The following is a 25509-nucleotide window of genomic DNA, read 5'->3' as shown; positions in this document are numbered from 1 at the left end:
TTTGTCTAGTCTTTATAGTAATTTTTCCAATTCAATTTGTATACAGTTCTTATTCTCAATAGTTTTAAAACTATCTGTAGTGAAAATTTTAGTAAAATATTTTTCAAGCTCTTCGAAACCTTTACTAAATATTCCATGACTTACGGCTAAATATAAATTCCCTGCATTTTTAGCTTTTAGTTCTTTAGCTAGTCCTAAAAAGGTTCCGCCGCCATCACAAATATCATCTACAATCAAACAATCTTTACCTTGTAGGTTATCAGTATATACTTTAAAACCTGTTAGTTGACCGGTTTTTACATTTCGGCTTTTAGAGCATTCAACTACTTCATAGTTTTGAAGATGTGCAGCAACTTTATATATCTTTTTTAGAGCACCACCATCAGGAGAAGTTAGTATTAAATCATCAGATAGTTGTTGTGTTACTTGCTTTATGAATTTATGGTTGTCAACAACCTTACAGTTATTCAATAGGGCAGGAGTTACTTCTGAGTGTGGATCGAAAACAGTTACTGACTCAAAGTTTTGTGCATTTATAATATCTGCATATACTTTTACCGATAAAGGTTCACCCGATACCATTAATCTATCTTGACGAGCTGCAGGAAAATAAGGAAGGACAACATGTAACTTTGTAATTCCCATGTTTTTTAATGCATTAGTAGCTAATAATAGAGTACCTATATCATTAAAAGACTGAATACGATGTGTAATTGTTACTTCTGTTACATTTTCAAGTTTAGAAATGATTTTGATATGCGGTTCCCCTCCTGAAAAAGTAAAGAAATTATAGTCTATATTGTTTTCTGTTCCGTAAGGAGTAAAGTTTTTGTCTAAGTTTAAAATCATATTGCGTAATTTTTACACAAATATAATTTAGTTTTTTAAAATAAAAAACGTTTTAGTGTTTTTTTTACGCAAACTTAATTTCGAAGTGGAATCCTTTCTTTTCTAGTTCTTTATATTTTTTAGCATTAAACTTAAAAAGTTTCGCAGGTCTACCACTAGATGGTTGGTGTATTTTGTCTGTTTCAGTAAGTATTCCAAAGCTCATAATTTTCTTTCTAAAATTACGTCGGTCAATTTTTTGATAAAGAATAGTTTGATAAAGATTTTCTAAATCAGAAAAAGGGAATTCTTTTTTTAGTAGTTCAAAACCAATAGGTTGGTAGTTTATTTTGTTTTGAAGTCTTTGTAAAGCTGTGGTTAAAATAAGATTGTGGTCAAACGCTAATTTGGGTAATTCATGGATAGGAAACCATTGTACTTCGGCAGCATCTGTACTTGCACTGATTTTGAAATGATTTGGACTTACCAAGCCAAAATAGGTAACAGAAATAACTCTGTTTCTCGGGTCTCTTTTGGGAGTTCCGAATGTGTACAATTGTTCAAGATAATCAATAGTAACTCCTGTTTCTTCTAATAATTCTCTTTCAACTGCATGTTCCAGTGATTCATTTTCTAAAACCAATCCACCAGGCAATGCCCAGGTTCCTTTAAAAGGTTCAATCCCTCTTTTTATTAATAAGACAGAAAGTTCTTTTTGTTGGTAGCCAAAAACAACAGCATCTACAGCAACTTTTATATTTTGTGACATCTTCATTTAGTGTTGAATTTACACAAAATTACGAAAGTTTTAAAAATTATAGATTCTTATTTTAAAGAAGGTACTTTTTTGATTGTCTTTTTTGTAATGTAGATTGTACAAATTGAATAATAAAACTTACTTACAAACTTTACAATTTTCTTTGTCTTGAATTTCACCTACTAATTTTCCTTCTTCGTTAAGTGAAAATCCACAACAATCCATAAATCCTTGTGCAATTAGTTTACGAGCGCGTTGAATTTGAGATTTTGTAGTAGGTAGGTTCTGTTTTAAAGTATCTGCGACTTCTTGTTGTTTTAAACCTTTAATATCTGATAAAAATAATGGATCTCTATATTTTTTTGGTAAACCCTGTATAATTGCATGAAGACAATCTTTCTCAGTATGTTCGTGCTCGCTTGTGTCTGTTTGTACTTCTAAACTTTTGAATTCAATAGTTTGGTTAGTGGTTTTGAAGTAATCCATCATCGTGTTACGAGCAATCGTAAAAATCCAAGGTTTTAGTTTGGTAATATCGTTTAATGTATGAAGTTTAGTGTGAACTTTTATAAATGTTTCTTGTAAGAGGTCATCAGTCACAGTAGTGTCTTTCACTTTACTTAAAATAAAGTGCTTTACATCATCTGCATATTTTTTCCAAACTTGTTGCGTTGTCATCCTATAAATTTACGAAAAATGCCACGTTGAATAAAAACAAACATTTATTTTTATTTAGCGTGACAAAATATTAAAGAGTTGATTTAATTAACAGTTACAGTTGTTGCATGTACAGTTGTTACAAGTACAGTTTGAACAGTCATTTGTTTTACATCCTTCGCAAGTACAAGTGCATTGATTGTTATTTTTCATGATATTATATGTTTTGTGTAGTAGACTAGAAAAAGCGTAAAAAGATGCATTTATTGTTAAAAATATTTTTGAAGTTCTTTTCTAACAGGAATAGGTTTAGTTGCAGATATATTAGAGCCACCTGTATTTCCTTTAGGAACCCAAAATAAGGTAAATAAGACTGAAGCGATAATTCTAAAAAGTTGCCCAACAACTTCTTTACTGCTGTTCGTTTTTATTCCGTAAGCTAGCATCCAATAGTGTGATAGAGTGTGCCTGTAAACATGTTTTTGTCCTAAAATATGAGCGTTTTCTAAATGATAAAAAGACATCTGAAAGCTTTTGCTTTTAAGTGCCTTTTTAGCTAAAGTTAACTGCCTGTAAAATTCTTGTTTTCGTTGTAGTTGTGTCATGATTTATTGATTTTGTAAATCAGACTACAACGAATAGAAAAAGATGCGTTTTTAATTCACTTTTTCACCATTAATATAGGTTGCTAAAACTTTTGTATTAGGAATTTCTTTTCCGTCGATTTTCATGATGTCTTTGTCTAAAATGATAAAATCAGCTACCTTACCAACTTCTATACTTCCTTTTTCGTTTTCTTCAAAATTTGCATAAGCATTCCAAATAGTCATTCCTTTTAAGGCATTTTTTCTTGATAATGCATTGCTTATTTGATAACCTTTTTCAGGATAACCTTTTAAATCTTTTCTGATGGTTGCTGCATAAAATGTATATAATGGACTTACATGTTCAATAGGAAAATCGGTACCTAAAGCTACTTTTCCATATTCTTTTAATAAGTCATTATAAGCATAAGCACCTTTAATTCTATCTGATCCTACACGGTCTTCAGCCCAGTACATATCAGAAGTGGCATGTGTTGGTTGTATAGATGGAAGTACATTTTTGAATAGATTAAAATCTTTTACATCTACTATTTGAGCGTGCTCAATACGCCAACGTCTATCGATTTTGTCTTTTAATACTTCGTTATAGGTTTTTAACATCACATAATTGGCAGAGTCACCAATTGCATGTGTATTCATTTGATAGTCGGAAGCAGCAATTCTCTTAGCTACTTTCTGTAAGTTCTCATAAGAGTTTACCAAAGCTCCAAAATGCCCTTTTTTGTCAGAGTATTCATTTTTAAGAGTTGCTCCACGTGATCCTAGAGCACCGTCAGCATATACTTTTACAGAACGAACATTTAATCTATCAGTTTTTATAACACCTTTGTTGAGGTAATAGTCAAGGTTTTCTTGATTATTAGAAATCATTACGTACACACGCATTTTTAAATCACCTGATTGTTGTAAGCTGTCAATCAATTCAATTACTTGTTTATCTAACCCAGCATCATCAACCGTGGTAAGTCCTAAATTGAAACAGATTTTTTCAGCATCTTTTAAGGCTTGAATTTGTGCTTGTTTTGAAGGTTTTGGAATATTGATAAAATTCATTGCATTATCAATAAGTACTCCTGTTAACTTTCCATCTTTTTTTATAAACTCTCCTCCGTCTATTTTAGAATCGATAGTAATTCCAGCTAAATCAATAGTAGCTTGATTGACTAACATTGCATGACCATCAATTCTACGAATAGCAACAGGTGTATTTGGAAATATACTATCCAATTTTTCTTTGGTAGGAAATTCTTTTACTTCCCAATCATTTTGATCCCAACCACGACCTGTGATATAGGTTGCGTTTTTTTCTTTTTGGAAATCAATTAATCGTTGTAGTACTTCATCATAACTTTTAGTACCAACTAAGTCTACTTTTTGTTGTTGTAACCCTAAGCCATAAAAATGACAATGTGCATCGATAAAGCCTGGGTAAATCGGTTTGTTTTTAGCATCAATAATATTTAATGCTGTGTATTTTTTTTGTAGTTCTTGATTGGTTCCTACAGCTATAAATTTTCCGTCCTTTATAGCAAAACTTTCTGTTGCATCAAAATTAGAGTTTACTGTATAAGCATTTGCATTGATAATTAACGTATCTACTTTTTCTTTTTGTTTACAAGAAAATAGCATACTAAAAGCGAGTAGAGTAAGTAGTGTTTTTTTCATGGTTGGTATTACGTTAAAAGTATAGATATTCAAATGTATTTAAACTTAAACAAAAAAGGAAAACTAAAACTAGTTTTCCTTTTATAAAAATACATAATAGAAAAAGATCCTATTTACTAACGGCTTTTAAAGCAGCGTCAAAAGCAGGATCAATATAAGTTGTTGTTAATTCATCTACTTGTTCTTGCGTAGGGATAGTTTTTACATCTGGAGCAACACCAATAGCTTCAACAACTTTTCCTTCACTGTTTTTAAATGCCATTAAAGGCATATAAAACTGTAAGTATCCATTGCTTAATCTATTACCACCATTAAATGAATCTTGACCTCCTAAACCTGCAGTACCACCACCACTGTTGTCTCCAACGATAGTTACATGATCTCCTTGAGATTTAATCATCATAGTACTAATTTCAGACATACTAAAAGAGTTTTCATCAATTAAGACTGCGATAGGGGTATTTTGTTGAAGGGCGAATTTGTGAGGCTTTGTTTCTACTGGTGTCCACGGACTGTAGTTGAAACGACCATTTCCTTCTTTGGTTCTTTGATACCCCCAAACTTTTTGCTGTGTTATAAACCTTTCGGTAAAAATACGAGCATCAATTACATATCCACCACCGTTACCGCGTAAATCTAAAATTATTTTTTTTGCTTTTCCATTGGTTATAGGGTTGTATAGTTTTTGATAAAGATCAAAGTTGTAATTAGAGGTGATAGAGTTTAATAACGCGTCAAATTCATCGGTGAAAGTAAAACCGAAAAAAGAAACAGTACTAGCAAAACTAGAAACTTTTTGATATGTTTCTATTCGTTTGTTATAAATTCCATACAGTATGTTAACGGCTTCTTTTTGTGCTTCAGTTGTACTAGGATCATTATAATAAGCACCTAATGTAGGTAATACAGTTGCATGTTTCGTTTTGAATTCATTTTTAGCAGCTTGCGTGAAACTAGCTAAAGGAGCTAAGCTATTTTCAAAATTGTCAATTAACTCAGTGTTTTTAAAATTATCAAGAGCTGCTATGTAAGCTTTATATTCGTTGGAATTAATTACTGTGCTAATTAATGTTTTAAAAGAATTTAAATTTTCTTTCATTAAAACTTCAAACTGAGTACCAGCATCGTTATCTAATTTCTTCAAGTCATCAAAATATGATTGATTGATCCCTTCAATAGTACTGATATCTTCTAATAAAGGGAATGCTCCATCTATTATTGCATTTGGGTAAACTTCAAAGCCAGTTAACTGAATATACATTGTTTCTGGATCACTTTTTAAGAAACCTGCTAAAATAGGCCCATCTTGAACAATCGTAGTAGGGTCTAGCTTATCATTAGCCATTACGGAGCTTACATCTTCATTGTCAATTTTTGGGTTTCTTTGATTTCTTCCAAAACTAACAAAACCATCTTCTTCAGTGTATTTATACTTCATGTTACTAGAAAAACTAGCTGATGCAGAAGCACTTCTTCCTGGTAGTTTAACACTAGGTAAAGGAATAGTTACACTTAAGCCGAAATGTTGGTCTAAAATTTTTCCAGTAATAATTTCAGCAAAATATTTAAAAGCCAAGTTAGCTTCTTTTTCGGCTTCAATAGGATTAGCGTCTGCTTTATTAAAAGTTGTTAGTTTTTTAAATTTTGGACTGTATTTTTTATATACATTATCCCAACTTTCTTCTTGTTCGTTAAAATAGTTATAGTCGTTATTCATAGTGTCCCAAAAAGCATTGAAAAGATCAGAATAATTAGCGACTTCAGTTCTGTCTAACTCTGCCACTTCTAAAGAATCTTCTCTACAAGATTGAAGAGTGTGTAATGATAGAACTACTATAAATATTTGTAATATGTATTTAAGTTTTTTCATAATAATTAGTTTTTAAAAGTTGTAAGATATTCCTATACCATAATTAGAGGTGGTATAATAATAGTTAGAAGTTTTTCTTAATTGTTCTTTCTGATTGTCTGATAAACCATACATAAAAGAATATTCAAGGAACAGGCTTAGGTTTTTGTGAAAATTGTAGCCTAATCTAGTTTCAGTTTGTAAACCGTAATCTACTCTGTTAAAATGATTTTCATTTTTATCAAAGTCATAAGATTCTGTTATTGTTTTTTTAGGAAATCCATCAAAGTCTAATTCTCCGAAAACTTCAACAGTACTTTCTCTTTTAAGAGAGTTCCACCAACCTACATAAGTTCCAGCAAAAACTTCAAAGTTAAATTTGGTGTTTTTTAAGGTCTTGTGTAATGGTTGTATTCCTACCATTACTGGAATGTTGAAATATCTTGATTTATGAAGAGTAGAAATACCTTCGCGTGTTCCTGTTCTTTGAAACCTATAGTTTTTATTAAGATAGGTTAATCCAGTTTGTATGCTAATGTGTTTATATACTTTAAAATTGAATCCAGCTTTAAAGTAATTTCCTTCCTCATCTACATATTCAGTATTTACTCTATTACTGGCACTGTATGTAATGTCATTGTTATTTAACCCTCCTGAAAAACTTACTCTAAATTTGCTTTGAGCAGAAAGAGAAGAGTTAATTAAAAAGGCAGTAAAAAGAAGTAAGAACACTTTAGGGGTAAAAGAAAACTTTCTCCCATGAGTTTTTTTGTTTTTCATGCGTGTTAATGTTAAAATTAATAAATAATAAAAGATATCCGAAAAAGGATATAACGTAATTTTTTCTAGAATAAAATTGCGATACTATAACAGTTAAATAGTTAAAAACCCTAACATTTTATTTTAATTAATGTTAAAAAGAAGTGAATTTTATGATGTTTAAGTGTAAAGAATGCGAAAGCAATGTTAAGTTATTGTGTTGTTTTGTAGTTTGATAGCGGTATTTGAGTTTTGGTTGGTGTATTTTTAAAATATGTTTGCTTTTTTAGTGAAAATAATTGTTTATTAGGTGTTTTGTTGTTGAAAATATGGGGGTAAATAAAAACTATATTCAAAATAAGTTTTAAAAATAAATTATTCTCGTATGATAAATATGCTTTCTATGTTTTAGTAAGAGAAAACTTTCATCAGTATATGTAAATCAAATAGGCAATGTATAACAGTAAAAACTGAAGAGGAACTCTAATAATGGCTATTTTTTTAGAACCAATGGCAGGTTTTTCTCTAAAAACATCCCAAATATGAATAGGTAAGAAAATTAACATCAATACGAAGATTGTTAAAGCTGCTTGTTTGGTAGTTTGATTAATTAATAATCCAATACCAATTGCTAACTCTAATAAACCAGCTATATAGTTTACTGCTAACTTTGGAAGAAAATTAGGGATGAATCGATTGAAAATTTTAGGCTTTACAAAGTGCATAGTGCCAGCAAAGATGAAAAATATTCCAAATAAAATTCTAAGCGTTAGTATTAAGATATTCATTAACTGAGTTTATTGCTGGATTGATATATAGCTGAGATGTGTCTTCTTTTTTATTTTCTTCAGTTTTCTTTGATAGGTAGTTGTAAAAAATATTATATAGGAAAAGTATTACAAGAGTAATAGTTAAATTAAAAATGACTTTTTTTAAAGTAAGTTTCTTTTTTCTATAACCTTCTTGGTGTTTTCTTTTAGTATCAAAGTATTCTTTGTTTAATCTACTACTCACCCTTATACGATTTTTAAGGTTTTAATGTTTCTTTGTTGTATAAGTATTTATCCATTAAATACACAATACTAGCCATAGATGCACTACCTAATTCTAATTCGCGTTTATTTACTTTATCAAATGTGTCTGTTGCCGCATGATGATAATCGAAATAGCGTTGTGAATCTGGTCGGTACCCCACTAAGGTAACATGGTCATCTTTTAAAGGTCCGATGTCCGCACCACCACCTCCAGCAGTAATATCATGTAATCCATAAGGAGCTAACAATTTTTTCCAGCTTTGTACTAGTTGTAAGTTTCTTTCATTGGCGTCGATAGAAAAACCTCTAGGTGTGTGTCCGCCTGCATCTGATTCTAAAGCACCAATATGTAGTTCATTATTTTCTTTAGCTAAACGAGCATATTCCGTTGCACCACGTAAACCATTTTCCTCATTCATAAAAAAGACAATACGTATGGTGTTTTTAGGTTTAATGTTGTTCTTTTTGAATAAATAAGCAACTTCTAAAGACTGTACGATTCCTGTTCCGTCGTCGTGGGCACCATCACCTAAATCCCAAGAGTCTAAATGTCCGCCAACAACCATAATTTTATCAGGATATTCACTTCCTTTTATTTCACCAACAACATTATGTGAAGGGGCATCAGGTAAACTCTCACAACTTTGTTTAAAATAAAACTGTAGGTTAGGTTTTCCTTTTAAATGCTTACTTAAATTCTCTGCAGCACGAGAACTAATTGCAGCAGCAGGAATGTATTCTTCTTGCGGAATATCACCGTACCCCATAGAGCCTGTGTGTGGATAATCATCGATTCCATTGGTCATAGAACGAACAATAACTCCTTTAGCTCCAAATTTTCCAACTATAGCAGCTCCTCCATAGCGTTGTCCTACGCAACCTCCATAGGCGCGAAACGTATTAATTAAAGAGTTGTCAAAAGCACCGTTAAAGAATACAATTTTTCCGTTGGCTTTGTCTCCTAACTCTTTGGCTTCTTCAATGTTTTTAACTTCTATAACTTCTGCAGTAATTCCATTAGTTGGAGTTGCAATTGAGCCGCCTAAAGCACAAATAGGAACATTAATTTTCTCTCCATTAAACTTGTAGTTGGCTACTTCTTTTTCTCCACGAACCCAATGTGGTACCATTACAGGTTGTAACCAAACTGAGTCTAAACCAACTTCTTTCATTAGCTTTTCTCCCCAAATAACAGACTTAGCTGCTCCTTCTGATCCTGATAAACGACTTCCGATGTTTTGTGTTAAATCACGTAGCCATTCGTACGATTTACCTTCGGTAAGTGCTGTACTGAATAGTTTTTTAATTTGTGTAGAGTCTTGTTGATAGTTTGCTTCAGTATAAGTGTTAGAAGCGATAGTAGGTTGTTTTTGTTCTGTTTTACAGGCAAATAAAGCAATGCTTGTAAGTAGTAAAAAAGTTATTTTTTTCATTTAGGGCATTATTTTTAATACCCTAAATGTAAGTTTTATATTTTAATTTTTAGAATAAGGTGTCAAACTTCCAAGTTAAACCTCCCATTGCTTGAAATCCTTGTACATTAAAGTTGTTAAGTCGTTGGTAACTGTTGTTTAAAACATTATTTAAGTTTAAGAACACAGAGAAAGAATCATCAAAATGATAGCCTCCGTTAAAGTTTACATCAAAATAACTTTTTAAGTCTATTGAGGTAAAGGTGTTAGCAGGTAAAGTACCGTAAACTCTTCCTTTACGATTCCCTACAAAATATAAATTAGCACCTGCAAACCATTTGTTGGTTTTATAAGTTCCGAAGACTTCACCTTTTATCTCAGGAGTATTCCAAGCTTCTGTTTCATTGGTTAAGGTAAATTTATTGAACTGAGCATTGGCTCCAACAGTAAGGTTTTTAATACCATCAAAGGCAACTTCACCAAAGAAGGTCATCAGTTTAATATCGTCATATAGAATTTTAAAAGAGTTCCCATATTCATATCCGTAAAAAGTAAATCCGTTAGCTCCAGCAATATTAGAACCATCAGATTTTGATTGATTTAATACAAAAAATGGATTATTTTCAATATCAGCATAACTTACTTTCACATTATAACTAAACTGATGGTTTAGTTTACCTCTAATTCCTCCAAAAGCATCAAACTTTTTATTAGTTTGTCTCATGTCAAGAGTAGGAGACAAATAAGGGTTGTCATCTGTAAAAGATTGATACATATTTGTGGTTAAATCACCAGAAGCACCAACAAATACATTTGCAAGTTCTTTTACTATAGGATAAGAAATCTTTACATCAGGGTAGATGAAAAAGTTATTTTCGCTATTTTCTGTGTCCATTGAAAAGTAGCTTTTTGCTCCTAATTGAATCGCTAAATCTTGTACATTGAATTTGTAAGTTGGGTGTACTCCTAATGTAATAAACTTGTAATCTATAGGCGTAATAGCATCATCACCATAAGCGTATGAACCACCTAAGTAGTTTAGGGTGGTATTTATATACAAATCGTTTAATTGACGATGAAAATTATTTAAAGGAAGTCGAAATTCTGCATTACCGTCAACTAAAAATTCCGCACTTTCAAATGAGTCAGAGAAAAAAGCGATTGCCCCGTTAGCTTCATCTAAAAAAGAATCATCTGGTTTTATTTGTCCAAATATTTTTACATGGTTGTAACTTTGAGCTTCTTCAATAGCACTTAACGTAGCTTCTGTAAACGTTATATTTGTAGGTAAACCATACCAGTTATATTTATCTTTCTCAGCACTTATACCTGCTGACCACTGAAAATAACGTTCTTGTTGGGTGTAGTTTAAGTTTAGGTCAATATTATAAAAAGTACTGCTTAATTCAGTATTTGCTACGGGGTCAGATGATAATAGGAACTTTAAATGTGCGGTTAATTCACTATTATAGCTTTCACTACGCCTTACGTACGCTTCTAAAAAAGGGGAAAGAACATTTCCAAAACCAACCGATACATAGTTAGGGTATAACTTTTCTCTTTTACCTAAGTCAACTTTTTTCATTGTTCCGCTTTTAGGAATAAAAGTAGAGGCAACAGGAACCGAAAATATTTGATATTCTAAAGCTTTTTTCTGAGTTTCTTTAGTGTGTTCAATTACGGGTTTTTGCTTTATTTTAAAAGCATCAGTAATTTTAGGAACATATGAAGTTACAACATTTACAACTTCGGTTTTTATAATTGTGTCTTTAGCTTTGTTAGTTGCATTTTTCTCTTGTGCATTTGTATATGCTACTATAAATAAAACAAGTAAACTTAAGTGCTTTTTCATCGATCTAGTCATTTAACTTTCGTTTGTTATTAACAAATTTTAGTTTTGGGTAGTTACTGATTCGTTTGTTTTTGCTTCTTTATTTTTGATGGTACGAAGCTCATTTTTAGCTTCTTCAATCACATCTTTATACTGTGTAAAGTTTTTGATGATGTTTTCCAAGATGTATGTTGCTTGGTACGCATCTTTTAAAGCATAATAGTTCTTAGCCATAATTATATAACTTTTAACCCCCCAGTACTTGTATGATGAGTAGTTAGCAATTAAATCTTGTACAGCTTTGGTAGATGCTTCGTATTCTTTATTCTCATGTAAAAAGAAAGCATTGTAATATAAACATTCAGCTTTCAGTTCACCGGTAGCTTTTTTACTAGCTTCATTAAAATATTCTTCAGCAGTTAAAAAATCATTGTTTTTGAAAGAAGAGCGTGCTAAAATAATTTTTGCGTCTTCGGCTATATTAGTGTCTACTTTTCCTTTAAGTAACACTTTTTCAGCATAGGCAATAGCATTCGTATAATCCTCTTTCTTGTAATATCCTTTCATCAAATTACTTTGTGAAAAAATGATGTTTTGTGGATAATTAGCTTCTTTTTCTAATTGTTGAAGTACTAAAATACCGTTGCTCCAATCTTCTTTTTGTAAATAAATGTTAGCTAACTTGGTTAAAGATTCTTCTGTAAACTCACTTTTAGTTTGCTTGTTTACGTATGTGTAGTGAGGAATAGCTTTATCAAATAACTTTGTGTTGTTGTAAGCTTGAGCTAAGTAAAAATGAGCTTTTAATACGTTAATTCCATTAGGGAATTGTTGTAAGTATTTATTGAAACCTTCAATAGCCTTAGTGTTGTTGTTCTCTAGGAACTTATTTTCAGCAGATTGATAAGTTGCGTTATCTAGTTCAGCATTAGTAACATTGGCAAAACTTACATTTTTAACCCAAGCGGCATATTCATCTACTTTACCGATATCGATATATACATTTTTAACGTTGGTTACTGCTTGTCTTGCTTCGTTAGAATTAGAATGTTTTGCAACTACTTCTTTATACTTCTCAATAGCTTTTCTATTATTGTTGTTGCTATAATATAATAATCCTTGACGCAATAATACATTTGGAATATAGTTGCTTTTTGGATGATTCTTTAATAAACGTTCGTAGGTTTTTTGTGCTTTTGAAGCATTATTCATGGTTGTGTAAGTCGTTGCTAACTGAAATAAAGCATCATCTTTTAATTGAGAACCATCATAATCATTAATTAAAGTTTCAAGATCTTGGACTTTAGTATCGTTTTTTCCTAAAAAGCCATTACTCATAGCTGTTTGATATTGTGCGTAATCAGACCCTACACCACCTTCTTGAATCACTTTATTATACGCCTTTATAGCATTTGTATAGCTTTTTGAAGCATAAAAAGAATCTCCTAGGCGATTGGAAGCATCATCATTTAAATCGTTATCATCAAGATTTTGTTCTAAAAATTGCTGAAAGTATTTTGCGGCATTAGGATAATTTTTTAGTTTGAAGTTTGTGTATCCAATTTGATAATTAAGCATCTTAGCTTCTTTAATTTTTTTATCAGTAACCGATAAGAAATGTTTAAGAGCGTTTTGATAATTTCCTAAAGAATATTCGGTTTCAGCCAACCAGTAAGCAGCTTTATTGCTCACAGTAGTGTTTTCTGACTGAGTTGCATTTACAAAGTATGGTTTGGCTTCTGTTATTTTATTTTCGTTGTATAATTGAATACCTCTGTATAAAGAAACTTCATTGATAATGCTTTTGCTTTCTGGAGTTTCTGAAGTATTTAAAAAGTCTAAAGCACCTTGATAATCTCGTTGATGCAAGTATGAGGTAACTAGTAAATTACTAATTTCAGCAGCATTTGGAGATGTTGGGTATTTAGCTAAAAAGCCTTTTAAAACATCTGGAACACTTTCATACGGGTTTCCTTCTTCGTAACTTAACTTCGCATAATTTAAAGAAGAGCTTTGGGTAATTTGAGCATCAAAATCCATTTCACTGGCATTCTTAAAAGCATTTAAAGCTTCTGGTTTTTTATCTAACTCTAAATAACACTCTCCTAAATGGTAGTAAGCATTTTGTGCTACTTTATTATTACCTCCTATAATTTTATTAAAGTTGCTAATAGCAGTCTCATAATCTTTTTGTTGATAGTAAGCATAGCCTAAATAATAGTAATCGGTATTTGTCCAGCGGCCATTTTTCCCTTTATAGGCTTTTAAAAACGGAATGGCTTTCTCGTATTTTTTAAGATTGAAATAACTTTCACCTACGATTTTAGAAATTTCTGAAACCTCTTTTTGATCTTTCGTAGTTTTTAATAATTGTTCTCCAATTTGAATTGATTTATCGAATCTTCCAGCTTTAAAACTGATGTCTAATATATAGTAATTTGCTTTTGCTTGGTAAGTAGCATCGTTTGCTAGTTGACTTAAATTGTCTTCAGCTTCTCCGAAATTTTCTTGCTTGTAGGCAATGTATCCGTAGTAATAACGAGCGTCATTACCATAAATAGGATTTCCTAACAGGGTTTGAAAACGAGATTTGGCATCTCTTAAGTAATTAGAAACTAATAGTGCATACCCCATTTTATAATTGAGTTCATTTTTTTCTTCTAAACTCAATAGTTTCTCATTTACTTTTTGATACCACTTTAGGGCATGAGCAGCTTTTCTGTTAGCAAAATAATAATTACCAACATTTAAAAATGCCTTCTCTTTTTTATTGTTGTACGGATAGTTCTCAACAAATTGATTAACTTTATAATCAGCGTCATCTTGCTGCAATTTTATTGCACACATAGCATCATAATAGTCAGCATCAGCTTTTAAGTTATGATGTTTTTCAGAGTTTACAGAAACTTCGCGAAAAAGTTCTTGTGAAGCAGCATATGCTTTGTTGTTGTATAAACGTATTGCTTTATGAAAATCGGCATTTGCATCAGTATTTATAGCCGATTCTTGTGCTATTACCGCTGTTGTAATGGTTAAAAAAAGAAATAAGTAGCAGCTTTTTTTGAAACAGTTAAATCTCATATTTTTTAGTTATCTAGAAACTATAACGTTAGTTTTTTATTTTTGTTGGGAGATATTTTATCAAAAGTAAGAAATGTTACAGAATTACGTTATAAAATTTTAGATTTGTAAAAAACTATACTCCATGGAAAATCCTGTTTTACACCTAGAAAACGCAGATATTTATCAACAAGACAACTTAGTGTTGTCAAAAGTGAATTTTACCCTAAATAAAGGTGATTTTTATTATTTAATTGGTAAAACTGGAAGTGGGAAAAGTAGTTTGTTAAAAACCTTGTATGGGGATTTACGTTTACAACGTGGTTTAGGAAGTATAGTTGACTTCGATTTAAAGAAAATGAAAGAAAATGACATTCCTTTTTTAAGAAGAAAACTCGGAATTGTTTTTCAGGATTTTAAATTATTAAACGATAGAAATGTTTTCTCTAACTTAGAGTTTGTGTTGAAAGCTACAGGTTGGAAAGATAAAGCTGAAATGAAAGATAAAATTCACGAGGTTTTAGATAAAGTAGGGATGAAAGAGAAGTACTATAAAAAAACTTTTGAATTGTCAGGAGGAGAGCAACAACGTGTGGCAATTGCTCGAGCTTTATTAAATGATCCTGAGTTAATTTTAGCGGATGAACCTACTGGGAACTTAGATCCGAAAACTTCATTAGAAGTGATGGAGTTATTGAATGAAATACATCAAAGTGGAAAGACAATTTTAATGGCTACGCACGATTATCAATTGATTGTAAAGTTTAAACAAAAAGTGATTAAATGTGAGGGTGGTGAATTGTTTGAAGTAGTACAACAAGCAGTTTAATATTATAAAAAACAAACCCACTTCAAGAATGAAGTGGGAAAATTGCTATGAAAAACTATGAAAAGAAACACTACTAATGCTTCTCTACTATAAAGACGTTTAGATTAGGAAAATCTTACACAGTAATTGGAATTTTAACAAAAGTTTATAAAAAAAACCTGAGTAATTTTATTACTCAGGTTTTTAAATATTTGAGACTGTTAACTTCTTAGAAAGTTAAAGCAGTGTTGTTGTTTTTAACGGCTTCAGCTGAAGAAGTTAAAGCTGCTTTTTCTTCTTCGCTTAAGTTAATTTCAACGATTTTTTCTATTCCGTTTTTACCTAATACTACTGGTACACCAATACATAAATCAGATAAACCGTATTCTCCATCTAATAAAGCAGAACAAGGGTAAATTTTCTTTTGGTCACAAGCAATTGCTTGTACTAAACCAGATACAGCAGCTCCTGGAGCATACCAAGCAGAAGTACCTAACAATCCTGTTAAAGTAGCACCGCCAACTTTAGTATCTTGTTTTACTTGCTCTAATCTTTCTTCTGATAAGAATTCAGATACAGGAACAGAGTTACGAGTAGCTAAACGAGTTAAAGGCACCATTCCTTTATCAGAGTGACCTCCAATAACCATTCCGTCAACATCAGAAATAGGAGCCTCTAAAGCTTCTGCTAAACGATATTTGAAACGAGCAGAATCTAATGCTCCACCCATACCAATAATTCTGTTTTTAGGTAATCCAGTTGCTTTGTGTACTAAATATGTCATAGTATCCATTGGGTTAGATACTACAATGATAATTGTGTTAGGAGATTGCTCAACTAAGCTAGCAGCTACAGATTTTACAATCCCTGCATTGATTCCTAATAACTCATCGCGAGACATTCCTGGTTTACGAGCAATTCCTGAAGTAATTACACAGATGTCTGATCCTGCAGTTTTGCTATAATCTCCTGTTGTTCCTGTAATTTTAGTGTCAAAACCATTTAAAGAAGCAGTTTGCATTAAGTCCATTGCTTTACCTTCAGCAAAACCTTCTTTAATATCAACTAAAACAACTTCAGAAGCGAAATTTTTAATAGCAATGTACTCAGCACAACTTGCACCTACAGCACCTGCTCCTACAACCGTTACTTTCATTTTATATATGTTTTTTGTAATTAATTATGTTTATAAGTGCGGAATCCGCACAAGATGCACAAAAATAGCGATTTGGCTATGGATATAAAAGAAAAACCCGTTGATATTTCAACGGGTTTTATATTGTTAGTTATAGCTAAATATTTTTAAGTCTTTTCCTTTAGAAAAATAAATCTTTTTAGCAGGTTTGTCAATTTTGTATTTTGGTTTATCTACACCAAACTCATATGTTTGAACAGTATCACCAGAGTCTTTGTTAACTTGCACTAAAACTTTTTTTCCTTCTTTGTTTGCGTAGAAGAAAGCATTATTTTTAGTAGCTTTAAAAGCATTGTGTCTTGTATCATCCCATATGTCATTGGCAAAAGATGTCATTAACTTTCCTTGACTGTGTTGACTATAACCTTTATAGAATCTAGATTCACCTGTACCTTGTTTCATTATATTTTGTTGCCCTACGAAATGTTCTGACGTATGTAGTCCAACTCCAGTTGACATGTTGTACATACCAGCTAATTGCATGGCTGATCCTGTTACCCCTAGGGTAAAAGCGCCGAAGTTTTTTAAATGACGCAATCCTTCACCAGGTTGCTTGAAGAATTCTTTTTTGATGACGTTACCTTTAAGATCAGTCATTACGAACTCCCAATTACCATTTATAAAGTATCCATTGTCTCGAGCCTCTAAAAGATTAATGTCTTTTTTATTATGAAATTCAATTTTTTTCACCTGATCTTTTCCTAATCCTTTATCAGGATTTAATATGTATAATTTTTTACGTTTTAGTATAATTAAATTTTGGTTTTTATTATCAAAGGTAAGTTTATCCTCTTTTGGATCCACAGCTATTCTGTATACTTTTTTCTCTTGTCCTTTTTTAAAATATAAAATTCTAAAAGGAGTTACAAGAATGATTCCATTATTGTATTCAAAGGTAGTATATTCCTCATCGTCTTCAACTTCAAAATCAATACCAGAAATCAGTTTTTGAGGCTTTTTCCAAACTTTTTTCCCTATATTGTCAACTAAATGTTTTTTGTTTTTATAGTAAACCATATAACCTTCATCAGTTTTTTCAACACCTTTTACTTTTTTTCTTTTAAATTCTTTTTTCCACGCTTCTTTACCTGTATGATAATCATACAATTTGGCTCCGTCTTCATGGATAAGGAATAGTTTTCCATCTTCAAATTGATAGTTCACGAAGCCTTCATCTAATTTGATAGATTTTTTCCAAACTTCTTTACCTGAGTTTACATCAAACGCTATAAGTTCTTTACCGATTACTTTTTTACCTATCAAAGATAGTCCCATGGTAAATCCAGCTTTAATAGCACCTCCAACCAAAGAACTGCTTTTGTTTTCAACAGCAATTAAAGATTTGTTATCTTCTGTAAAAAATAATTTACCAGCGTCATATTTTTCTGATAATATAACTTTTCCGTCAGATTTGTTAATTAAAAAAACAGTTTTACCAGCTGTAAAAGCAATTTTATCTTCGTTTTGGATAAAGTTATAAGCACCTGCACCTCCTAATAATAAGCTTCCTAACTTCTTATTAGTTTTTATAGAGCTTTCCCAAATAATGTTATCATTTTCAATACTAGTTAAAAATAGTTTAGCTTCAGTTTTATCAGTTTTTGCAAAAAATAAAATAGCATTTTTACCAAAAACAAACTTGTCATCAAAAATTCCTTTGTATCCATTGGTCTTTTCGTCTAAAATTTTATGACCCGTTTTGATGTTGAAAATTGTTTGATTAAATTTTCCGAATGGAGATAATGCTACTTCAGTAAAAGAAGAGCCTCCATCTTGACCAAGAGCATTAAGACTTTTAATAAATCCGCTTTCTTTGAACTCCCATATTTTTTGACCTGTTTCACCATTAACTCCATATACGGCACCGTCTGTTGTAATCACGGGAATCCCTGTTAGGTTGTGTAGGTAAACGTCACTAATTTTACTATCAAGAGTAAGTGTGTGATCAGGAACCTTTTGAGCGGAAACTAATAAAGAGGTTAATAGAAATAATAAGAATAATTTTGTTTTCATAACACTTAAAAATTAAGAGGTTAAAATTTTGTTAAATTGAAAATTAGCTGCGAATATAGAGATTAAAAAAATCCTATTTAGTTAAATAGGATTTTTTATTATACATTTTATAAAGTGAGTTTTTATCTAAAGCTAAAAGCAATACCTGCATTAACAGAGTTGTACTCTTGTAAGGTGTAACTTCCGAAGATTTTAAAGAAACCTAAACTTAAACGAGCACCTAATGTGGTATTAAAACTACCAGAGCTAGAGCTTAATGATAGTGGGTTTGTTCCAAGGTTTTCTCTTTCTGTACCTAAAGGTGTAGAATAATTAGCGTAAAAACTATCTCCTCTCATATCTAAGCTTGTGTTACCTCCGTTATATCCAACACCTCCATAAATGTTGATAACAGGGAAGTTTAAAGAGGCTATAGCTTGAACGGTATATGAATTTAATCTAAATTCTGTAACTGCATTTCTAGCTTCGATGTCTCCATCTACGTCACCAATAGTGTAATCTACATTCATATTGGTGTAGGCGGCTAATAAAGAAACATGTAAAGGAGTTTTATCCATTGGTCCAAACCAATCAGTAATTTCTTTTTTAACACCAATACCAAATAATCCACCTTTTACATCATCTGAACCTACTTTAGGAGAGTATCTAAGCATCGCTTCAAATTTAAAAGGGAGTCCTAATCCAACTTGGACAGAAGGAGCAGGTATAGCATTAGCAGGTAGGTCATCTTTTACTCCACCAGGCATAGTGAAATTAGCAGTACCTATTTCGTTCCCTTGATCATCACGTAAAGTGTATTCAAGTTCAGCTGTAGTAACATTATCACTACTTGAACCTAGTACAGTAGGAGTATCAAAGGTGTTGTTTATTACTTTTGTATTTTGTGATAAACCTAACTTAGATATATTAAATATTTCGTCTTTAGAAGGAGCGAAAGAAGCATTGGCACCAATAGTGATATCAAAGCCAAATTTTTTATGAACTTTAGCAGTATGATACCAGCCATTGTTCATACTATAAATAAAACCTTTCATAGCAGGGTCTAAATAAGCATTTGTTAATTTGCTAGCGTCTTCTTTTGCTAATAAAATAGTTTCTAATTCTTGAGCTTTAACACTAAAGCTTATGATTAAAGTTAGTAAAGGTAATAGAGTTTTTTTCATAATTATGAAGGTGTTTGTTTTAAGCGGTAAAAATATAAAATAAAAAAAAGCTCAATAATTTTATTGAGCTTTTTTGTCGTTAAGAAATTGTTTTATGCATCAATATTCGCATATTTTGCATTCTTTTCTATAAAATCTCTACGTGGAGGAACTTCATCACCCATTAACATAGAGAATATTCTATCAGCTTCAGTTAAGTTATCAATAGTAACTTGTCGTAATGTTCTAAATTCAGGGTTCATAGTAGTATCCCATAATTGTTCTGCGTTCATCTCCCCAAGACCCTTATAACGTTGTATGGCTACAGAACCTCCTAATTTTTGAGCTATTAAATCACGTTGATTGTCATCCCATGCATACTCACGTTTTTGTCCTTTTTTAACTAAATATAAAGGAGGGGTTGCAATGTAAATATAGCCTTGTTCAACCATTTCACGCATGTAACGGAAGAAGAAAGTTAAAATTAAAGTTGCAATGTGAGAGCCATCTACATCGGCATCACACATAATTACAACTTTATGATATCTTAATTTCGATAAATTTAAAGCTCTAGGGTCTTCTTCTGTACCAATAGTAACCCCTAATGCGGTAAACATGTTTTTGATTTCTTCATTTTCAAAAACTTTGTGTTGCATTGCTTTTTCAACGTTTAAGATTTTACCTCTTAAAGGAAGAATAGCTTGGAAGTTACGATCACGACCTTGTTTTGCAGTACCACCTGCCGAGTCTCCCTCAACTAAGAAAATTTCACAAAGAGCTGGGTCAGTTTCAGAACAGTCTGATAATTTACCAGGTAAACCACCAATACTCATTACTGTTTTACGCTGTACCATTTCACGAGCCTTGCGTGCCGCGTGACGTGCTTGTGCTGCTAAAATTACTTTTTGAACAATAGTTTTAGCATCATTTGGATTTTCTTCTAAGTAATCTGTTAGCATTTCAGATACTGCTTGTGATACAGCAGCACTTACTTCACGGTTACCTAATTTTGTTTTTGTTTGACCTTCAAATTGAGGTTCTGCTACTTTTACAGATACAATTGCTGTAAGTCCTTCACGGAAATCATCACCAGCAATTTCAAACTTTACATTTTTTAGTAAACCAGATTCGTCAGCATACTTTTTTAATGTATGGGTTAATCCACGACGGAAACCTGATAAGTGGGTACCACCTTCATGTGTGTTAATGTTGTTTACATATGAGTGTAAATTCTCTGCATACGAATCGTTATACACCATAGCAACTTCTACAGGGATTCCATTTTTCTCTCCTTCCATAGAAATTACATCTTGGATAATTTGTGTTCTTGTTCCGTCTAGGAACCTTACAAATTCCGATAATCCTTCTTCAGAATGAAATACTTCAACAATATCATTTCCTTCATCATCTTTATTACGCTTGTCTGTTAACGTGATAGTAATCCCTTTATTAAGGTACGCTAATTCACGCATACGAGTAGCTAAGGTGTCGTAATTGAATTCGGTAGTTTGCTGAAAGATTGACCTATCTGGTAAAAAGGTAACGATGGTTCCAGTAAAATCAGTTTCTCCAATAGTTTTTACAGGGTACAAAGTTTTACCTCGTTCGTATTCTTGTTGCCAAATTTTACCTTCTTTATGTACAGTTGCTGTTAAATGGTCAGAAAGTGCGTTAACACAAGAAACTCCAACACCATGTAGTCCACCAGAAACTTTATAAGAATCTTTGTCAAACTTACCACCAGCTCCAATCTTAGTCATTACTACTTCTAGAGCAGAAACTCCTTCTTTTTTATGGATGCCTACTGGAATACCACGACCATTATCTCTTGTTGTAATTGAATTATCTTCATTTATAGTAACATCAATGGTGTCACAATGACCAGCTAAAGCTTCATCAATAGAGTTGTCTACTACCTCATATACTAAATGGTGTAAACCACGTACTCCAACATCACCAATATACATGGAAGGACGCATACGTACATGCTCCATTCCTTCTAACGCCTGAATACTATCGGCAGAATAATTATGTTTTTTTTCTTCGCTCATTATAAAGAGAATTAAATTAAAGTCTTTATCATAAAAAAATCGCTCGAAAGCGATTATAGTTACCTCACAAATTTACAACTTTAAAAGCTTAAATTAAAGTTTTTAAGCGATTTTTATGGTGTTTTATTAACAATTGCTTTAAAAATAAAAAACCGCTTAAAAGAGCTAAAAACACTTTTAAATTAATTTTTATAACTTTTGGGTAGCTTTTGTAAATCTTCTTTTTTTTAAGATTGCTTATATGTCTTAAAAATTATTGTATAAATAAATAATTTGAGTATTTGTTGTTTAAGTGTTAAATAAATGTGTATAAAATACTATTTAATGTGTTTTGTGTTATTTTTTAATAAATATTTAACGTTTTTTATGGTTTTTGTAGTGCTTTTTGTTATTATTGATGTCAATATTAACAAATTAAATTTTTTTAAAAATGAAAACCCCCCGAATTTTATTTGGAGCTTTATTAGCTTCGATGTTGTTTATTGGTTGTAACAATTCTGAAGAATTAGTTACTGGTTCTGACAATTTAGTAGAACAGCAAACTTCTGATTTAGTAAATAAGAAGGAAGCTGCTTTTCAATTCATTGATTTAATGAAAAATCAAAGTTTTAAAGAAAAAGCTGTGGAGCTATTGATTAATCAGCAACCTAGCGTTTCGATGTCTAAAATTTTAGAGCAAACTTCTGAATTTGTAGGTGGTGAAGAAGCATACAAATCATTAGCTTCTAAAACAACAACGTTAGAAAATAGAGCTTCTAAAGAAGCTGCTCCTGACAAAATAGAGATTTTAGAGGTTTGGATGCATAATGGAAAAAGAATAGATAATCTTTCTGATGTGTTGTTTTCTTTTGCTCCTGAAGGAGATGAGAAAACATGGAAAAGAGTTGAGGCTTATACAATAAATAAAGAAGTTGTTTATCTTGACCCTAAAGAAGCACCAAGTCAAACAGTAATAATTATTGAAACCGATGGTTTTGAGACCTTGAAGAAAGAAGTTGCTTATATGAATAAGTATCTTCAAGAAGGAGGAGTTCAAAATGAGAGGTTTTTAAATTCTTCATTTGATTTTAATGCTAAATCTGCTAGAAATACAGGTTTAGAAACTACGAAATTAGATAAGATTAGATTAAATGATGATGAAGAGCCTTGGGTAAGTGGAGCTGCTGAGGTGTACGCTATAACATCAGGGATTAAGGATAGTAAAAATAATCCTGAAATTAAGATAATACCTATGTATTATTTAGATCATGATGATACTGATTATTACCCGAATCAAATATTATTGTTTTGGGATGATTATCAATATCAAGCAGCAAATATTCAGTTATTTGAAAAAGATGACAATACAAATTATAAAGACTTAGTTTCTGCTATTGTAAATGGAGTTTTTCAAATTATAGGAACAGTTTCTACGCAACCTTGGGTTAATGTTTTGGGACAGGTTGCTGGAGCAATAATTCAAGCGATGCCTGATAGCTGGTATGCTAATAATGATGATTATGTAGATTCTTTTTATACAATTGAAAAAAATAAGAGTTACAATAATTATTATGGTGCTAGAAGAAATGCTAAGATAAATTTATCTCCTTTTTATGTAGCTCCAAATTAAAAAATAAATTTAAAAGAATAACAAAAACCTCGCTTATTGGCGAGGTTTTTTACAACTAAAATTTGAAAATAAACTAAGAATTACTCTTAGTAAGCGTCTTCATGTACAGTCTTAATAGCTCTACCTGAAGGTTCGTTTTGGTTTTGAAAACTTTTATCCCATGCTAGTGCTGTAGGACTACTACAGGCAATTGAAGGAACAGAAGGAACTGTTAAAGCAGCAGTTTCACTTGGGAAGTGTTCTTCAAATATTGAACGATAATAATATTCTTCTTTGGTTCTTGGTGTTTGCGTAGGAAAACGATGTGGAGCATTTGCCATCATTTCCTTAGTAATAGCAGCTTCTACAACTTCTTTTAAGGTATCAATCCAGTTGTAGCCAACTCCATCAGAAAATTGTTCTTTTTGTCTCCAAGCTACTTCTTTTGGTAAATAGCTCTCAAAAGCTTTACGTAATACCCATTTCTCCATACGTTCACCATTAATCATTTTGTCTTCTGGGTTAATACGCATTGCTACATCCATAAACTCTTTGTCTAAAAACGGAACACGTCCCTCAATTCCCCAGGCCATTAAGCTTTTGTTAGCACGTAAACAGTCGTATTGGTATAATTTATCTAATTTTCGTACAGTTTCTTTGTGAAATTCTTCTGCGTTAGGGGCTTTATGGAAGTATAAATATCCTCCAAAAAGTTCATCAGCACCTTCGCCAGATAAGACCATTTTTATTCCCATAGATTTAATAACACGTGCCATTAAATACATTGGAGTAGAGGCACGAACTGTTGTAATATCGTAAGTTTCCAAGTTGTAAATAACATCTTTTATTGCGTCTAAGCCTTCTTGAATAGTAAAGGTTATTTCATGATGAATAGTATCAATATACTCCGATACTTTTTTAGCTGCAGCTAAATCAGGTGAGCCTTCTAAACCAATAGAAAATGAATGTAATTGTGGATACCAAGCAGCATCTTTATCACCAGATTCTACACGTTTAGCAGCATATTTTTTTGCAATAGCAGAGGTAATGGAAGAATCCAATCCACCAGAAAGTAATACTCCATAAGGTACATCACTCATTAGTTGCCTATGAACAGCGGCTTCTAAAGCATCACGAACTTCATCTATGGAGGTCTTATTGTCTTTCACAGCTTCGTATTCCATCCAATCACGAGAATACCATTTTTGCAAACCATCTTCACGCGTATAATAGTGTCCTGGAGGAAAAATTTCGATTTTGTTACAAACTCCTTCTAGCGCTTTTAACTCAGAAGCCACATAAAAAGTTCCGTGTTTATCCCACCCCATGTATAAAGGAATAATTCCCATATGGTCACGGGCAACTAAATATTCATCCGTAATTGAATCGTATACAGCAAAACCAAAAATCCCGTTTAAATCATCTAAAAACTCAACTCCCTTTTCTTTGTATAAAGCTAAGATAACCTCACAATCAGATTTAGTTAAAAACTCATGTTGTTCCTTAAGTTGCTTTCTTATTTCCTTATGATTATATATTTCTCCATTAGCAGCTAAGACAAATCTACGGTCATGGCTAAATAGAGGTTGTTGTCCAGAGGCAGGATCAACAATTGCTAGTCGCTCATGTGCCATAATTGTTTTTTCATCACTATAAATTCCACTCCAGTCTGGACCTCTATGGCGAACTTTCTTAGCCATTTCTAATAATTGAGGTCTTAATTTATCTGAAGATTGTTTTAAATCAAACGCACATACAATTCCACACATAATTTTAATTTTATTGTTTATTATAATGCAAATAACTGAATGATGTTTTTATTTTTAAACAATTATGCTTTTTTTGATTATATATTATAACTTTAAAAATTGAAAAACAGATTTTAATTAACTTTAATTTGCGTTTTAAGCTATTATTATTCTACTTTTTAATTATTCTTATAACAATTATGAGAGTTTACTTTTATCGAAAAAGAAGGAAGTGTAATTTTAACAGTAAAATTAGTGTTTCTTTCCTACGACTAAAATATATTTGCCGCGGTTTTTCTTTATTGTAAAGAAAATTAAAAGGGAATTAGGTGAGAATCCTAAACTGTACCCGCAACTGTAAACTTAGTCTATTAAAATTATAGATACTTGTTATTTCTTACGCCACTGTTTTTACGGGAAGGTAGTAGCAAGATGTTAGTCAGGAGACCTGCCAAAATTTAATTCATTGCTTTTCTTTCGGGTTAAAAGAAGAAGCAGTAAAGAACA

The 25509-nt window shown here is 31.7% G+C and carries 19 protein-coding genes and 1 riboswitch; of the genes, 2 read left to right on the top strand and 17 right to left on the bottom strand.

Annotated elements, in window-relative coordinates; genetic code table 11:
- Window positions 1-12 precede the first annotated feature (12 nt).
- The 12 genes from prs to MK851_RS04425 all read right to left on the bottom strand — a co-directional run bounded on the left by prs (window position 13) and on the right by MK851_RS04425 (window position 14478).
- Window positions 13-849 carry a ribose-phosphate diphosphokinase gene (gene prs, locus MK851_RS04480; RefSeq protein WP_320241831.1) on the bottom strand — a complete coding sequence of 279 codons (837 nt, stop codon included), beginning with the start codon at window positions 847-849 and terminating at the stop codon, window positions 13-15.
- 64 nt (window positions 850-913) lie between these two features.
- Complete coding sequence (locus MK851_RS04475; RefSeq protein WP_320241829.1) at window positions 914-1603, bottom strand: NUDIX hydrolase; 690 nt, start codon at window positions 1601-1603, stop codon at window positions 914-916.
- 120 nt (window positions 1604-1723) lie between these two features.
- Window positions 1724-2263 (bottom strand): sigma-70 family RNA polymerase sigma factor, encoded by a 540-nt coding sequence (locus MK851_RS04470; RefSeq protein ID WP_320241827.1) that lies wholly within the window; start codon window positions 2261-2263, stop codon window positions 1724-1726.
- A 248-nt stretch (window positions 2264-2511) separates the two neighbouring features.
- Window positions 2512-2847: a DUF3703 domain-containing protein gene (locus MK851_RS04465; protein ID WP_320241825.1), complete on the bottom strand. Its 336-nt coding sequence runs from the start codon at window positions 2845-2847 to the stop codon at window positions 2512-2514.
- A gap of 51 nt (window positions 2848-2898) precedes the next feature.
- On the bottom strand, window positions 2899-4512 hold the full coding sequence (locus MK851_RS04460; protein WP_320241823.1) for an amidohydrolase: 1614 nt from the start codon (window positions 4510-4512) through the stop codon (window positions 2899-2901).
- A 109-nt stretch (window positions 4513-4621) separates the two neighbouring features.
- Window positions 4622-6382 carry a S41 family peptidase gene (locus MK851_RS04455; RefSeq protein ID WP_320241820.1) on the bottom strand — a complete coding sequence of 587 codons (1761 nt, stop codon included), beginning with the start codon at window positions 6380-6382 and terminating at the stop codon, window positions 4622-4624.
- A gap of 12 nt (window positions 6383-6394) precedes the next feature.
- On the bottom strand, window positions 6395-7141 hold the full coding sequence (locus tag MK851_RS04450; RefSeq protein ID WP_320241818.1) for an outer membrane beta-barrel protein: 747 nt from the start codon (window positions 7139-7141) through the stop codon (window positions 6395-6397).
- Between the two features lie 407 nt (window positions 7142-7548).
- Window positions 7549-7908, bottom strand: coding sequence for a MauE/DoxX family redox-associated membrane protein (locus tag MK851_RS04445; RefSeq protein WP_320241816.1), 360 nt, complete (start codon window positions 7906-7908; stop codon window positions 7549-7551).
- The gene (locus MK851_RS04440) at window positions 7883-8134 is read right to left on the bottom strand and encodes a hypothetical protein (protein ID WP_320241814.1); all 252 of its coding nucleotides are present in this window, start codon (window positions 8132-8134) and stop codon (window positions 7883-7885) included. Before MK851_RS04440 ends, MK851_RS04445 begins: the two co-directional genes overlap by 26 nt.
- 13 nt (window positions 8135-8147) lie before the next feature.
- Window positions 8148-9587 (bottom strand): M20/M25/M40 family metallo-hydrolase, encoded by a 1440-nt coding sequence (locus tag MK851_RS04435; RefSeq protein WP_320241812.1) that lies wholly within the window; start codon window positions 9585-9587, stop codon window positions 8148-8150.
- 49 nt (window positions 9588-9636) lie between these two features.
- A complete protein-coding gene (locus MK851_RS04430; RefSeq protein ID WP_320241810.1) occupies window positions 9637-11418 on the bottom strand; it encodes a hypothetical protein in 1782 nt (593 codons plus the stop codon).
- Window positions 11419-11457: 39 nt separating this feature from the next.
- The gene (locus MK851_RS04425) at window positions 11458-14478 is read right to left on the bottom strand and encodes a tetratricopeptide repeat protein (protein ID WP_320241808.1); all 3021 of its coding nucleotides are present in this window, start codon (window positions 14476-14478) and stop codon (window positions 11458-11460) included.
- A 124-nt stretch (window positions 14479-14602) separates the two neighbouring features.
- On the opposite strand from MK851_RS04425, the gene MK851_RS04420 reads away from it, so the two are divergent.
- Window positions 14603-15286, top strand: coding sequence for a cell division ATP-binding protein FtsE (locus MK851_RS04420; protein WP_320241805.1), 684 nt, complete (start codon window positions 14603-14605; stop codon window positions 15284-15286).
- A 208-nt stretch (window positions 15287-15494) separates the two neighbouring features.
- Here the strand turns inward: MK851_RS04420 and mdh are convergent, their stop codons facing one another.
- From mdh to gyrB, 4 genes are all read right to left on the bottom strand, one after another.
- Window positions 15495-16421: a malate dehydrogenase gene (gene mdh, locus MK851_RS04415; protein WP_320241803.1), complete on the bottom strand. Its 927-nt coding sequence runs from the start codon at window positions 16419-16421 to the stop codon at window positions 15495-15497.
- Between the two features lie 126 nt (window positions 16422-16547).
- On the bottom strand, window positions 16548-18473 hold the full coding sequence (locus MK851_RS04410) for a PQQ-binding-like beta-propeller repeat protein (RefSeq protein ID WP_320241801.1): 1926 nt from the start codon (window positions 18471-18473) through the stop codon (window positions 16548-16550).
- 122 nt (window positions 18474-18595) lie between these two features.
- Complete coding sequence (locus tag MK851_RS04405; RefSeq protein ID WP_303508050.1) at window positions 18596-19636, bottom strand: DUF6588 family protein; 1041 nt, start codon at window positions 19634-19636, stop codon at window positions 18596-18598.
- 92 nt (window positions 19637-19728) lie between these two features.
- Entirely contained in the window at window positions 19729-21666 is a 1938-nt protein-coding gene (gene gyrB, locus MK851_RS04400; protein ID WP_303508049.1) for a DNA topoisomerase (ATP-hydrolyzing) subunit B, read from the bottom strand.
- 430 nt (window positions 21667-22096) lie between these two features.
- On the opposite strand from gyrB, the gene MK851_RS04395 reads away from it, so the two are divergent.
- Complete coding sequence (locus tag MK851_RS04395; RefSeq protein ID WP_320241797.1) at window positions 22097-23275, top strand: DUF3103 family protein; 1179 nt, start codon at window positions 22097-22099, stop codon at window positions 23273-23275.
- A gap of 86 nt (window positions 23276-23361) precedes the next feature.
- Here MK851_RS04395 and asnB read toward each other — a convergent pair whose 3' ends face one another.
- Window positions 23362-25023, bottom strand: coding sequence for an asparagine synthase B (asnB, locus tag MK851_RS04390; protein WP_320241795.1), 1662 nt, complete (start codon window positions 25021-25023; stop codon window positions 23362-23364).
- Between the two features lie 251 nt (window positions 25024-25274).
- Window positions 25275-25473: riboswitch (cobalamin riboswitch) on the top strand.
- The last annotated feature ends 36 nt before the right edge of the window (window positions 25474-25509 follow it).

The organism is Tenacibaculum sp. 1B UA (assembly GCF_033978845.1).
In the GTDB taxonomy this organism is placed as follows: Bacteria; Bacteroidota; Bacteroidia; order Flavobacteriales; family Flavobacteriaceae; genus Polaribacter.
Note: the sequence above shows the minus strand (reverse complement) of the source record. Positions and strands in the feature narration are given on the sequence as shown.

Bases quoted from the DNA above. Each gene is read 5' to 3' on its own strand.
- prs (WP_320241831.1), bottom strand. From the start codon at position 849: ATGATTTTAAACTTAGACAAAAACTTTACTCCTTACGGAACAGAAAAC.
- MK851_RS04445 (WP_320241816.1), bottom strand. From the start codon at position 7,908: ATGAATATCTTAATACTAACGCTTAGAATTTTATTTGGAATATTTTTC.
- MK851_RS04465 (WP_320241825.1), bottom strand. From the start codon at position 2,847: ATGACACAACTACAACGAAAACAAGAATTTTACAGGCAGTTAACTTTA.
- MK851_RS04450 (WP_320241818.1), bottom strand. From the start codon at position 7,141: ATGAAAAACAAAAAAACTCATGGGAGAAAGTTTTCTTTTACCCCTAAA.
- gyrB (WP_303508049.1), bottom strand. From the start codon at position 21,666: ATGAGCGAAGAAAAAAAACATAATTATTCTGCCGATAGTATTCAGGCG.
- MK851_RS04435 (WP_320241812.1), bottom strand. From the start codon at position 9,587: ATGAAAAAAATAACTTTTTTACTACTTACAAGCATTGCTTTATTTGCC.
- MK851_RS04420 (WP_320241805.1), top strand. From the start codon at position 14,603: ATGGAAAATCCTGTTTTACACCTAGAAAACGCAGATATTTATCAACAA.
- MK851_RS04470 (WP_320241827.1), bottom strand. From the start codon at position 2,263: ATGACAACGCAACAAGTTTGGAAAAAATATGCAGATGATGTAAAGCAC.
- MK851_RS04475 (WP_320241829.1), bottom strand. From the start codon at position 1,603: ATGAAGATGTCACAAAATATAAAAGTTGCTGTAGATGCTGTTGTTTTT.
- MK851_RS04410 (WP_320241801.1), bottom strand. From the start codon at position 18,473: ATGAAAACAAAATTATTCTTATTATTTCTATTAACCTCTTTATTAGTT.
- MK851_RS04460 (WP_320241823.1), bottom strand. From the start codon at position 4,512: ATGAAAAAAACACTACTTACTCTACTCGCTTTTAGTATGCTATTTTCT.
- mdh (WP_320241803.1), bottom strand. From the start codon at position 16,421: ATGAAAGTAACGGTTGTAGGAGCAGGTGCTGTAGGTGCAAGTTGTGCT.
- MK851_RS04405 (WP_303508050.1), bottom strand. From the start codon at position 19,636: ATGAAAAAAACTCTATTACCTTTACTAACTTTAATCATAAGCTTTAGT.
- MK851_RS04430 (WP_320241810.1), bottom strand. From the start codon at position 11,418: ATGAAAAAGCACTTAAGTTTACTTGTTTTATTTATAGTAGCATATACA.
- MK851_RS04395 (WP_320241797.1), top strand. From the start codon at position 22,097: ATGAAAACCCCCCGAATTTTATTTGGAGCTTTATTAGCTTCGATGTTG.
- MK851_RS04425 (WP_320241808.1), bottom strand. From the start codon at position 14,478: ATGAGATTTAACTGTTTCAAAAAAAGCTGCTACTTATTTCTTTTTTTA.
- MK851_RS04455 (WP_320241820.1), bottom strand. From the start codon at position 6,382: ATGAAAAAACTTAAATACATATTACAAATATTTATAGTAGTTCTATCA.
- asnB (WP_320241795.1), bottom strand. From the start codon at position 25,023: ATGTGTGGAATTGTATGTGCGTTTGATTTAAAACAATCTTCAGATAAA.